The following is a 12,178-nucleotide window of genomic DNA, read 5'->3' as shown; positions in this document are numbered from 1 at the left end:
TTGTTCTATTATGTCAACTCCTGCTGTGAAAATTGCGCCTGAGTTTATTCAACATGCGCGGTCTAGTTTTTTAAATGAAAGCGAGCTTTGTGCTTTTATCAAAGCTTGCCAAACGCCATTAAGAACTAGTGTAAGAGTCAATACGCTAAAGATGTCGATACAAGATTTTAGTCGTTTTGCCGAGTCTCAAGCATGGCAGTTAACGCCTATTCCTTGGTGTCAGCAAGGATTTTGGCTGAGTTCTGATAATCCTGAGAATTTGGCGAATCTGGGCAATAGTTTGGCTCATCTACAAGGTTTGTTCTACATTCAAGAAGCAAGCTCAATGTTACCTCCCATCGCGCTATGTAGCGAGTTAACACTTGATAGTACAGTTCATAGTGAGCCTTTTGTGTTAGATATGGCCGCCGCGCCAGGCTCTAAAACAACTCAAATAGCAGCCCAGCTTAATAATCAAGGTTTAATTGTAGCCAATGAGCTGTCTGCCAGCCGCTTAAAAAGCCTCAATGCGAATTTGGTTCGTTGTGGTGTCAGTAATACGATTTTAACCCATTTGGATGGACGTAAGCTGGGGCAATGGCTACCCAATCAGTTTGATTTTGTATTGCTCGACGCACCTTGTGGTGGAGAAGGTACGGTTCGCAAAGATATTAAAGCGTTGGCGCAATGGGAGTTAGCTAAAGTTAAAGAAATCGCAAAGTTACAATATCAAATGTTGGAATCTGCCTATCAGGCGCTTAAACCTGGCGGAAAGTTAGTGTATTCCACTTGTACACTTTCTAAAGAAGAAAACCATGACGTGGTTAATCAGTTAGTCGCAGATTCTGATGCAGAAATTTTCCATCTTGGTAGTCTTTTCCCCGGAGCCGAGCGAGTTGTGAGCGAAGAAGGTTACCTCCATGTACTCCCGCATTGTTTTGATAGTGAAGGCTTCTTTGTCGCAAGTGTTACCAAGCCGCCGCAGGCTAAAATATTTGCTAGTCCCGTCGCCCAATATGACACGCCATTTAGTGCGGTAAATAAAAAAATAATGCAACAAGCACGTCAATACTTTGAGCAACATTTTGGATTCGAGTTAGCATCAATGAACATGGATTTTGCGCAACGCGATAAAGAGCTCTGGTGTTTTCCGAAACGCTTAGGAGAGTTAAATCGCTTTATTAAAGTGAATCGCGCGGGCATGCCTGTGGCGCAAATTTTCCCAAATAAAATAAGAGCCAGTCATCAATGGGCGCAGTGCTTTGGTGACCGAGCCCAATATCAAAGTGTCGAATTAACCTCGCAACAAGCATCAGATTTTATCCAAGGTAAAAATCTAAGCATAAATAGTCTAACCTTAAATAACGGAGAAGTGATATTAAAAGCACAAGGCCGAGTTATAGGGCTAGGGCTTAATCAAAAAGGCAAAATTAAAAACGCATTGCCCCGCGACTTAGTAAAAGACAATTTGAATTTTAGTTTTTAGGTTAACGTATGGCCTAATCACTTACTAAGCCATACATTAAGTGGATTTTGAGAGTCACTCATCCGCAACCACCAAATTGTATCTATTACTGTATTAGATTAATGTGGCGCTGAGGCCGAACCTTGGTTAGGCAACATTTCTGGGTATCGCTCAACCACTCTACTTGAAGTAGATTGACTTAGCACCATGTTTTCTAACGTTAACTGGTAAGGCTCGTCGGCTGTTTTTAGATGAACTGATAATTCAATTAAGAGCTGTGAAGCTAGGTCTTTATCTATAGGTTGACATGCCCGCTCTGTGCCATGCAGAGCATGGTGAATAATCAACATAAGATCGTTGACGCTAGTTGTTACTAATACTGGGTTGAATGAACTTTTGCTCTGAATTTTTTTACGTGGTTTAAACTCTAGTATTGTCGCCATTAGTCTCTCTCCATAGTAAATAACAAATCTAACAATTTATTAGTGTCTTACTGAACTGTTTGGATAACTAAAAAATACTGAATGTAAAATAATGTTGGAACTTTTGATGCTAATATTCTAGCTGTCGTATAGCTGGTCTTAATATTGGTCTTTATTTTGGTCTTAAAATTGAGAGAGTTAACACAAGAACCGCTTGTTGAAGCTGTGTATCTCTCAAAGAGTTGAATTTAAAGCTTATACCCAATATTGCTGTAGTGCAATAATTTTTTTATGCAGCAGTGTTAAGCGCCTGTGATTCTCGTTGTTGTGACTTAGCATCGTACTTTTATTGTTTGCAAATAGGCTAGTGTACTTTAGCCAAAGAATAGCTCGGGTTAAGGAAGGTTTTAGTCAAACTAGGCAATTATTTCTCCATAAGTGAGGTGTTTGGCTATACTTGTGATCAAGTTTGTTTATCACCGGGGTGAGCGTTTGATTAGCCGCATTCTAAAATTTAAGCTTTTTGCGGTATACCTTTTGATTATACTTGCCGGCAGTAGTGTCTCATATTCCGTATGGCGCAGTAGCGACTCGATTGATCGTGTAAGCCAGCAGTTAATTGATTCACAGCTACCTGCATTATACCAACTTTCTGATCTACAACATCAAGTCACTGAATATGAGCGTTTGTTATATGAGTTTTATGCGACTTTTGACCGGCCTGTATTGAATCCGAAAATTGACGCTGCTAAAAGTAAAATTACGTCGCTGTTAAATGAGTTAACAATTCATTTTGAACATAGTAGCCAATTAACAAAAGTTGCCCAAAGTTTAGCTATTGTTAATCAACAGCAAGTGTTGCTGGATCAAGTTCTACCACCTAAAGGCAATGACTGGGACGCAGCTAGAGGTTCGCTAGTTGAAATCTCACGCCAAGGCCGAAATGTTACTCCTGCATTAACAGCTTTGCGGGTATCCATAGATAATCAGTTAACGCAAACTAAAGTAGAAACACAAAGGTCGTTAACTCAAATGTCATTTTGGGTTTTTTCATTTAGTTTGCTGATGCTAATACTGGCCATAATTGTTGGCTATTATATGTACACTAATGTGCGCCAAGCATTAGAAAATAAGCGCTTAGCTAAATTTATAGAAAATAACCCTAACCCCGTTGCATGCATTGATTCGTCGGGGCTTTTTGAATTTGAAAATAATGCTTGGAGAAACGCCTTTGACAAAGCTGCTAGTGAGCAACTCATTGAATTAGCGCTAGCCGACATGCAAAGCGCTGCGAATCAAGCACACTTTAAAGTTGTGCAGTGTAACTTGAACAATAAAATCTATGAGCTATCCGTCCAGCAGTTGAATCAACTCAACCAGTTAATGCTGTATGTTGAAAATATTTCGGAGCGCGAGCAAGCTCGAAAAGAGCTGGAGTTTTTGGCGTTTTTTGATCCTCTAACACAACTACCTAATATTAAACAGTTACAGCGAGATCTAGCTCAGTTAGAACCATCGAATGTCGATGTGTTTTTAGTTGCTGTCGGCGCGAAACAGCTAGCGTCGATTGCGACAACTATGGGAATGAATACGAGCGACAATATTAAGGCGGTACTTGGCAATCGAATTGTATCAACTTTAAAGTCGGTCGACTTAGCGTGTGAATCTAAAAGTTTATATCGAATCGCAGATGAGCAGTTTGCGGTGTTAATAGTACAGCAAACATCTGCTGGCCTAACGCGGGAAAACATAGAGCGATTTTTTAAACAGCTGAGAGATTGTTGCAAACAGCCGGTAAGTATTGAGCAAGGTCAATATTTTATCGATCTGCAGGCGGGATGTGCTATTTATCCTGAGCACGCTGATAGTTTTACTCACTTGATCAAAAATGCCAGTGCAGCGCTTAAGGAAGCGCAGTTAAAAGGATCCAGACGAGTGGGCTTTTTTAATCTACAACAGCAAGAGCGCGAGCAAGCTTGGTTAAAAATGGAAAACGAGCTAACCAAAGCCGATTATAATCGCGAGTTTTATTTAACCTATCAGCCTAAAGTAGACGTAAGAGATGGTAAAGTTGTCGGCATGGAAGCTTTAATTCGCTGGCAACACCCCAAGCAAGGACTGATTTCGCCGCAAGATTTTATTCCCGTGGCAGAGCGTAGCGGGGCGATTAATGCACTCGGCGATTGGGTGATGAACAAGGCGATGAGTTTCGCTAGAGAAGTGGCATTAAGCGGTAGCGATAATTGTCAAGTGGCAGTTAATGTGTCTCCTACACAGCTACTAACCGATGGCTTTTTAGAGCGAGTGATGAACGCACTTAAACGACATCATTTAGCCCCTCGATTGTTAGAAATAGAAATTACTGAAGAAGTGTTGGTAGAAGATGCGAGCCGCTGTTTAGAGGTTATTGAAGGTCTCCAGAAAAATGGTGTTTCTGTAGCCATTGATGACTTTGGCACTGGTTATTCTTCTTTAGCTTACTTAAACCTTTTGCCCATTTCCAAAATTAAAATTGATAGAGCGTTTATCACCGACATTGACTCTAATCCAAATAACTATGCAATAGTCAATGCCATAATTGCAATGTCTAAAAAGTTAGACTTAAAAGTCGTTGCAGAGGGAATTGAGACTCAGCAAGAGCTAGCTGTTTTAAAAGAGCTTAATTGTGATCAAGCGCAAGGCTACTTTTTTTCAAAGCCACTAACGGAAAAGCAGTTTAGCGAAAAATACTTAGGCTCAAGCCATGGTAACTAAGCGCTTGCCAACAAGCACAATACCAGCACCTATAAAAAACATGAGTTAATCAATTAGGTCAGCTCAACTTGTGTAATGCATATGGGCACAGGACATCCAAGAAAAAGCCCAATAATACGCAGCAGTTCAAACTCTTCAATGTTTATTTGGTTATCTTTTTCTATAACATCAATGCAAACTTCAAAAAGTACTTTTTTAAGCAGATTGTTAAGTTCACTTAGACGACTTAGGCTAAGTGCGAGCTGCTTTAAATTATGGCTATTGCTTTCAATTGGTGAGCTATTGTTTATGCCTAGGCGTTTTAAATAGTGCTTTAATTGATTTTTTTGCTCAACTGGTGGAATTGAGCAGTGTGACAATAGCAGGCTTAAAAGCAGCGTTATTTCGGTTTTGACAGAACTAAATTTAGCTAAGGTTTTTATATTGCTGCGTTGTTGTTTTTGGCTGCTTTTAAATTGTTCGGTTTTGGTGATTAATGCATAAACTAAAAAACTTTTAATTGTTAACTGCTGAGTTTGGCTAGCGAGTGCAGTAATATTGTCATAACAATTTACTTTTAGCGGTCGCGCCTGACGACTAAAACTAGCTAGCGCTACGTCTAATAAGCAATGAAAGTGTCTAAAGCTTAACTGTTTAAGCTGGCTAGTTAACTGTTCAATTTCAACGCTAAAAGCTTGATAGCGTTGAGGCAAAGTGTTTTTTTTGAATCCAGAAATATCTACCGAATAAAAAAAGGCAATTAATAACTTCTCTAGTGAAGATATGCTTTGTTTGTTTGAATGCTTCTCTCCGCGCGCAATAGCAAGCAGAGGCTGAGGTATAGACTGTAGGATTGATTGCGCTAGTAAAATTTGATCTTGGTGGAGCTGGCCTATGGAGTTTACTATTGAATTAGTTTCAATATTAAGTGGGCGTTTTGAGTTTTCTTCATCTTTAATATCCGTAGCCGAAGGGGGCGCGTCGCTTTGCATTGTAAACTGAGAGGTTGCTTGTGTTATTGCTGAGTCTAAGTTTAGTGATTCGCTGCTAGGCTTAGTTTTAGCGCGCTTTATTGTTAAAGCTAAACCAACGTCGATGGCTTTAATTCGCTCTTCAATTGGAGGGTGAGTTGCAAACCAAGCATTGAAGTTGTAGTGAATGGCTTTAGCAAAACACATATGGCTCATTTCTTCAGCTTTGTCGTTAATTAAAATGGAGCTTGTTTTGTGTTGTGAAATTTTCGCTAAGGCGCTACTTAAGGCGCGGTTGTTTCTGGTGTATTGAACGGCTGAGGCGTCGGCTAAAAACTCTCTTTGTCGAGAAATAGCTGCTTTAATTAAGCGTCCAAAAAACAGTCCTATATAGCCAATAATAAACAGGCCTAGTCCAAACAGCATGACCGCGCCTGCATTGCCATTAGACTTTGCTCGACTTGAACCTCTATTACGGCTTCTCAGTAAGACTTGACCAATTTCGCCAATAACTAGAATTCCGGCAAGTATGCCAATGAGTCTTACGTTAAACTGCATATCGCCATGAAATATATGGCTATATTCATGAGCAATCACAGCCTGAATTTGCTCGCGGTTAAGATTATCTAATAATCCTTGGGTGACAACTAAAGTTACTGCATCGAGACGCGTTCCTGCGACAAACGCGTTTATCCCTTGCTCTTGTGACATTACGTAGACTTTAGGGATCGCAGTGCCTGAAGCGATTGACATTTCTTCGACAATATTTTTCAGTTGAGTATGCTGGACATTTTGGGAGTCATATTCAAGCGGGGTAGCTTTTACTAAACGAGCGATTGCATCTGGGGATTGATTTAACTGCCAGCTACGCCACATAGATGTTATTAAAATAATCGCAACGACACTAATGCTTAAGTAAATCCAATAAGGCTGTTGGAGCCAAAGAGTTAGCGCTTGAGCTTGTAGTTCTTTTCCAATCGCCACATAAAAAATACCATTAATGGCCAATAAAATTAATATTACCGCAATGCAAAATAGAGCGACTAAAGCCCGAGTTTGTCGCTTAGCTTTATCTTGCAGAGTGAAAAAGTCTACCATTGTAATCTGCTAGTTAAAGTTAACCTTAACTGCTTGGCGAGCTGCAGGATCTGGCATTTCAAGTAGCTTAGCCGCTTGAAAGTTAAATAGGTTAGCTACAAGGTTGCTGGGAAATTGCTCTCTTAGTGTGTTGTATTGCATCACACTGTCGTTAAACGCTTGGCGTGCAAAAGCGACTTTGTTTTCGGTAGATGTGAGTTCTTCCATTAAACTGCTCATAGTTTGGTTTGCTTTAAGGTCGGGGTAGTTTTCAGATAACGCAAAAAATCGGCCTAATGTCCCTGTAAGCATTTCTTCAGCTGCAGCGAGCTGCTGAATATTATCTGGGTTGGATGGATTATTAGCAGCATTTTTAGTCGCCTGTTGAGCGCTATTGCGAGCATTAATAACCGCTTGAAGCGTCTCTTTTTCGTGTGACATATAGGTTTTGGCGGTTTCAACTAAATTGGGGATTAGTTCGTAGCGGCGAGTTAGCTGAACGTCGATTTGAGCAAAGGCGTTTTTAAATCGGTTACGCTGGCTAATGAGTCGATTAAATAAGCTGATAAGGTATAGCGCAGCTAATACTAATAATATGACGGTTATCCAAAATTCCATTGCCATTGCTCCTATTGGTTTAATTAAAGTGCTTTACACTAAAGTCAATACTTTATTAAAGGTTATCTATTTTTGATTTTAAGTCGTAGCCTTTGTCGGTTACAATGGCCTCTAAAGTTTCAACTCTTTTTTGTAGTTTTTCCAGTTTATCAAGGCGAGCTTCAACCCCGCTTAAATCTGTTGGTTTTACTTCTCTCGCGCGAATCCAGTCTTTAATTAAGTTGGCGATAATTCCTGCAATAGCGATTACTGCTATCCACTTAAAAAGTTCCATAAATACTCCTTAATTTAAAATCATTGCGTGTATTGCTTATTATTACGATTGACTGCGGCTCAGTTGTCAGTATGATTTCAACTATACTATATGTGCTTAAATACACAATGTGTTTAAATAGCCAATTTGTTTAAATGGTCATGTGTTTGAATGCTCATGTGTTTGAATGCTCATATGTTCAAATAAGTATCATGTTGACATACCTAACAATTAGCAATTGAATTATACGCAAGTTGTTGAGAAACTAACTATAGCTAAACCTGCCTAGCGACAACCACCTTGCTAGTTCGCTGCGTTAGCTTGATTAAAATTTCTTTCACCCAAATAGATGCCAAACCTATATGTCGCAATCAAATAAAGGCCCACAATTAACCGGAAATCAGGTGCTTAATGAGTGGTCACTTGTGCGCCCTAAGTTAGCAACGATACTGCCAGAGGATTTATTCCTTTTAAGTGTTAAAGCGGTAGAGTTAAGCCCGTTTGTAAAGAGCGTGGTGTGTAAGGAATATGCTGCTTTTGCTCAAACTTTAGTTTGGCACGTTAATCAATCATCGCGAAATATTGAGTTGCAATTAAAAGGTCATTTAGCAACTGAGTTCAAAGCATTTACCCATGCTCCAGATCAGCTGGCCAGTGAGCCAATATTAATGCAAAAGCTTCGTCAAGTGCGACGCTTGCACTCTGCGGCAATCGCGACGTTAGAGTTAACTCAAGCCATTCATGTAGAGTCTTCGAGCTTAAGAATTTCGGTACTCGCAGACAGCCTTGTGAGCATTGCCTATCAATGGTGTTATACAAGTCTCTCGCAGCTCTATGGTGTTCCCTGCTCAAGCGTTACTAATGCAAGCCAAGCATCAAGTTCTCGCGAATTAGAATTGCTGATTTTAGCCATGGGAAAGCTAGGTGGAAAAGAGCTTAATTTCTCTTCGGATATTGATTTAATCTTTTTTTACCCCGATGACGGCAATACCCAAGGGGGAAAGCGCTCAATTGATAATGCGCGCTTTTTCCGCAGGCTAAGCACGCAGCTGATAAAAGTATTAGACGAACCAACTGCTGACGGATTTGTTTTTCGAGTCGATATGCGACTGCGACCTTATGGCGACTCGGGTGCACTGGTGATGTCCTTAGGCCAAGCGGAAGAGTACTATCAAGAACAAGGAAGAGAGTGGGAGCGATTCGCCATGCTAAGAGCTCGTGCTATTACCGGTTGCAAGCAAGACATAAAAACACTAGAAACCATTATTCAACCTTTTTCATTTAGGCGCTATATTGATTATGGTGTAATCGATTCAATCCGCAATATGAAGCAAATGATTCAACGCGAAGTTAAGCGTAAGGGGTTGGTTGATAATATTAAACTAGGCGCTGGCGGAATACGAGAAGTTGAGTTTATCATTCAGTCATTACAGTTAATTCAAGGTGGCCGAGATATTCGGTTGCGCGAGCCGAATACATTTAAAGTGGTACCTTATTTAGTCGATGCCAAATTATTACCCCAACAAACCGCTGACGAGCTGTTACAAGCCTATCGCTTTTTACGTCGCTTAGAGCATTGGATTCAATCGCTTTATGAAAAACAAACTCAACAGCTTCCGCAAGATAGCCAGTCTCAAGCAGCATTGGTAGAGGCATTGCAATGCGGCAGTTGGGAAAATCTAATCGAGCAATTAGCTGCGCATCAAAAAAAAGTAAACTTACATTTTAGTGAGCTACTTGGCGAAGAGCGACAGCAAGGTTTGGCTCGCGATGACTTTTATCAATCATTGGCTGATGGCCATATTGAAGCAGAGCAATTAGTTGAAAAACTAAAAGACTCTCAAGCTGAACCACTTTCATTAGATGATTGTCAGTTATTTATTAATACGGTAGACAAGTTTCTTAGTGACAGCAATGTAAATAATTTGTCTTCGCGCGGAGCTAAACGACTTAAAAAGTTTTTTCCAGCATTGCTGTCAACTTGTCTTTCCAGTGATGCACCTAATCAAACCTTAACTCGTTTGTTAAAGCTGATTTATTCAATTTTAAAACGGACAGCTTATTTAGAGCTGCTTAGTGAAAACCCGCCGATTCTGCAACATCTTGTTGATCTTGCTGGGCAAAGCGATTGGGTGGTTAAACGTTTATCCGAGTTTCCGGTACTCATCGACGAGCTTTTATATCCCAATAGTTTATACGAGCCATTGCAAGGCACTGACTTAAAAGCTGAGCTGCGTCAGGCCTTGCTAAGAATTGACAGCCAAGATGAAGAATTACTCCTTGATACTTTAAGAAGCTTTAAACAAATTAATGAGTTAAGGGTTGCCGCAGCTTTACTTTCTCAGCGTTTAAGTATTTCTCAAGTTAGTCGATATTTAACTCAGCTTGCAGAGGTGATTTTACAAGTTTCTGTAGAGCAGTGCTGGCGACTTCTAAGTGAACAGTACGGAGTGCCAGAAGGTTTAAATGATGATGCTGGCGGTATGGGGTTTGCGGTTATTGGTTATGGCAAATTAGGTGGGGTTGAGCTGGGCTTTGGTTCAGATTTAGATTTGGTTTTTTTGTTTGACCAGCCTGTAGAAGAAAAAACAAGTGGTAAAAGGTCGATTCAAAATAGCCGCTTTTATACTCGGCTCGCGCAAAAATTAATCCACTTTTTGTCTATTACTACAAATCAAGGGCAGCTGTATGAAGTCGATATGCGGTTACGTCCTTCGGGGGCTTCTGGTTTGTTGGTTAGTCATATAGAGGCTTATTGTGACTATCAAAAGGAGTCAGCTTGGACATGGGAGCATCAGGCGCTAGTGAGGGCAAGGTATGTTGCAGGTGATCCTAAAATTATTGATGCTTTTGCAAAAATTCGTCAGCAAACTTTGGCTACTAAACGAGACACTAAAACTTTGGCCGCCGATGTTGCCAAAATGCGCGATAAAATGCGGTCTCAGCTTGAGCGTAAGAAAACAGGTTTTATCGATTTAAAGCAAAGTGTTGGGGGGCTAGTTGATATTGAGTTTCTTGCGCAATATTTTGTGCTTAGTTTATATTCGCAAAGCGCCATTGCGCAAAAAGATCAAGTTGCAATTCCTTATAACATGGTTGACTGCCTGCAAGTTTCACAAGCTTACGATTTGCTGAGTCTTGAAGATGCCAGCTTTTTAGTAAAAACTTATCGTCAGTTTAGGAATCGGCTTAATGAAAATGCCTTGTTAGATAAAGGTAGTTTAGTAGCTAACGAAAAATACGCAACAACTGCTAAAAAAGTTGAGCTAATTTGGAAGACGTATTTATCAAATTAGCTCACAATTTTTCATTTAATTATTGTCAGCCACTCACCGAATAAGGACAGCGCTAATTAACGATTAAACTGCATTATTAGTAGTTGGACTGCTTAAAAATTCTGGGTAGGCTTCTAAGCCGCACTCTGCAATATCTGCACCTATGTTTTCTGATTCTTCATTAATTCTTATACCCATTAATTTTTTTAACGTAAACCATGCGACACTACTGGTAAAGAAACACCAACCAAAAATTACTGAGGCACCAACTAATTGAGTGATTAATGTGACGTCTTTGGTTAGCGGCACAAGCATTAATCCTACTAAGCCTGCAGTGCCGTGAACAGAAATTGCGCCGACAGGATCATCAATTCGAATTTTGTCTAAATATTTAATTGAGAAAAAAGCTGCACTTGCGCCCACACAGCCGAAAAATACTGCCTGTAATGGCGTGGGAGAGTCTGGCGCTGCGGTAATGGTGACAAGACCTGCAAGTGCGCCATTGACGATTAAAGTAAAGTCGGCTTTAGCATAAATAACCAAGCTTAATAAGTAGGTCATTAATGCGCCAGCGGCGGCAGCTGCATTAGTATTAACAAAAATATCGGCGACCGTATTGGCATCGCTAAAACTACTAAAGCTAAGCTGTGAGCCTGCATTAAAGCCTAACCAGCCAAACCATAAAATAAAGGTTCCTAAAGCGACTAGCGGCATATTACCGCCGGGGATAGGTTTAATGCCTTTATCGCTGTAACGACCTAAGCGCGGCCCTAAAAAAATGACCCCAGATAACGCCGCACTGGCACCAGCCATATGGACAATGCCAGAACCGGCAAAGTCGCTAAAGCCCAGCCCTCCCTCACTTGTTGGCGCACCTAAAAAGCCACCGCCCCAAGTCCAATAGCCTTCTATAGGGTAAATTAAAGCGGTAAGCACTATAGTAAACAGTAAAAATGCTGAAAGCTTCATGCGCTCTGCCACTGCGCCCGAGACGATTGACATTGCGGTGGCCACAAAAACAACTTGAAAGAAAAAGTCTACTTTTCGAGACTGAGTTGCATCTGCTGTGGTCGCTTCTATGCCAAAGCCTAAAGTAGGAAGCCAGCTTGCAGCAGGATTGTTTTGATACATTAAGTCATACCCTACTGTTTGAAATGCAATGCAAGCAATAGAATAAAGTAAAAGGTTTTTAGTTAAAATCTCAGTCGTATTTTTGCGACGAACAAGACCGGCTTCTAGCATGGCAAAACCAGCTGCCATCCACATAACTAGAGCACCGGAAAAAAGCAAGAAAAGGGTATTAAATAAGTAGTCAGTTTGACTAATCAAGGAAGCTTGCATGATAGTTATCTCTCTAAAGTTTGTCTAATTGTTTTATAATGTGA

Annotated in this window: 8 protein-coding genes; 3 read left to right on the top strand and 5 right to left on the bottom strand. The window is 40.4% G+C overall.

What is annotated here, in order from left to right; all coding sequences use genetic code 11:
• The first annotated feature begins 10 nt into the window (after window positions 1–10).
• Window positions 11–1,465 (top strand): NOL1/NOP2/sun family putative RNA methylase, encoded by a 1,455-nt coding sequence (locus tag ACUR5C_RS13045; protein WP_454465609.1) that lies wholly within the window; start codon window positions 11–13, stop codon window positions 1,463–1,465.
• 98 nt (window positions 1,466–1,563) lie between these two features.
• Here the strand turns inward: ACUR5C_RS13045 and ACUR5C_RS13040 are convergent, their stop codons facing one another.
• The gene (locus ACUR5C_RS13040) at window positions 1,564–1,887 is read right to left on the bottom strand and encodes a hypothetical protein (RefSeq protein WP_454465608.1); all 324 of its coding nucleotides are present in this window, start codon (window positions 1,885–1,887) and stop codon (window positions 1,564–1,566) included.
• 516 nt (window positions 1,888–2,403) lie between these two features.
• Here ACUR5C_RS13040 and ACUR5C_RS13035 point away from each other — a divergent pair.
• The gene (locus tag ACUR5C_RS13035; protein ID WP_454465607.1) at window positions 2,404–4,620 is read left to right on the top strand and encodes a putative bifunctional diguanylate cyclase/phosphodiesterase; all 2,217 of its coding nucleotides are present in this window, start codon (window positions 2,404–2,406) and stop codon (window positions 4,618–4,620) included.
• A 53-nt stretch (window positions 4,621–4,673) separates the two neighbouring features.
• Here ACUR5C_RS13035 and ACUR5C_RS13030 read toward each other — a convergent pair whose 3' ends face one another.
• The 3 genes from ACUR5C_RS13030 to ACUR5C_RS13020 are packed head-to-tail and all read right to left on the bottom strand — an operon-like array spanning window position 4,674 to window position 7,539.
• Complete coding sequence (locus ACUR5C_RS13030) at window positions 4,674–6,668, bottom strand: M48 family metallopeptidase (protein WP_454465606.1); 1,995 nt, start codon at window positions 6,666–6,668, stop codon at window positions 4,674–4,676.
• A 9-nt stretch (window positions 6,669–6,677) separates the two neighbouring features.
• Window positions 6,678–7,265 (bottom strand): LemA family protein, encoded by a 588-nt coding sequence (locus tag ACUR5C_RS13025; protein ID WP_454465605.1) that lies wholly within the window; start codon window positions 7,263–7,265, stop codon window positions 6,678–6,680.
• A gap of 55 nt (window positions 7,266–7,320) precedes the next feature.
• A complete protein-coding gene (locus tag ACUR5C_RS13020) occupies window positions 7,321–7,539 on the bottom strand; it encodes a hypothetical protein (protein WP_454465604.1) in 219 nt (72 codons plus the stop codon).
• 341 nt (window positions 7,540–7,880) lie between these two features.
• Between ACUR5C_RS13020 and glnE the strand changes: the two genes are divergently transcribed.
• Complete coding sequence (gene glnE, locus ACUR5C_RS13015) at window positions 7,881–10,814, top strand: bifunctional [glutamate--ammonia ligase]-adenylyl-L-tyrosine phosphorylase/[glutamate--ammonia-ligase] adenylyltransferase (protein ID WP_454465603.1); 2,934 nt, start codon at window positions 7,881–7,883, stop codon at window positions 10,812–10,814.
• Between the two features lie 63 nt (window positions 10,815–10,877).
• Here the strand turns inward: glnE and amt are convergent, their stop codons facing one another.
• Complete coding sequence (amt, locus tag ACUR5C_RS13010) at window positions 10,878–12,134, bottom strand: ammonium transporter (RefSeq protein ID WP_454465602.1); 1,257 nt, start codon at window positions 12,132–12,134, stop codon at window positions 10,878–10,880.
• Between the last annotated feature and the right edge of the window lie 44 nt (window positions 12,135–12,178).

The sequence above is a fragment of the Aliikangiella aequoris genome, from assembly GCF_053709105.1.
Note: the sequence above shows the minus strand (reverse complement) of the source record. Positions and strands in the feature narration are given on the sequence as shown.

Bases quoted from the DNA above. Each gene is read 5' to 3' on its own strand.
- ACUR5C_RS13045 (WP_454465609.1), top strand. From the start codon at position 11: ATGTCAACTCCTGCTGTGAAAATTGCGCCTGAGTTTATTCAACATGCG.
- ACUR5C_RS13040 (WP_454465608.1), bottom strand. From the start codon at position 1,887: ATGGCGACAATACTAGAGTTTAAACCACGTAAAAAAATTCAGAGCAAA.
- ACUR5C_RS13030 (WP_454465606.1), bottom strand. From the start codon at position 6,668: ATGGTAGACTTTTTCACTCTGCAAGATAAAGCTAAGCGACAAACTCGG.
- ACUR5C_RS13025 (WP_454465605.1), bottom strand. From the start codon at position 7,265: ATGGAATTTTGGATAACCGTCATATTATTAGTATTAGCTGCGCTATAC.
- ACUR5C_RS13020 (WP_454465604.1), bottom strand. From the start codon at position 7,539: ATGGAACTTTTTAAGTGGATAGCAGTAATCGCTATTGCAGGAATTATC.
- glnE (WP_454465603.1), top strand. From the start codon at position 7,881: ATGTCGCAATCAAATAAAGGCCCACAATTAACCGGAAATCAGGTGCTT.
- amt (WP_454465602.1), bottom strand. From the start codon at position 12,134: ATGCAAGCTTCCTTGATTAGTCAAACTGACTACTTATTTAATACCCTT.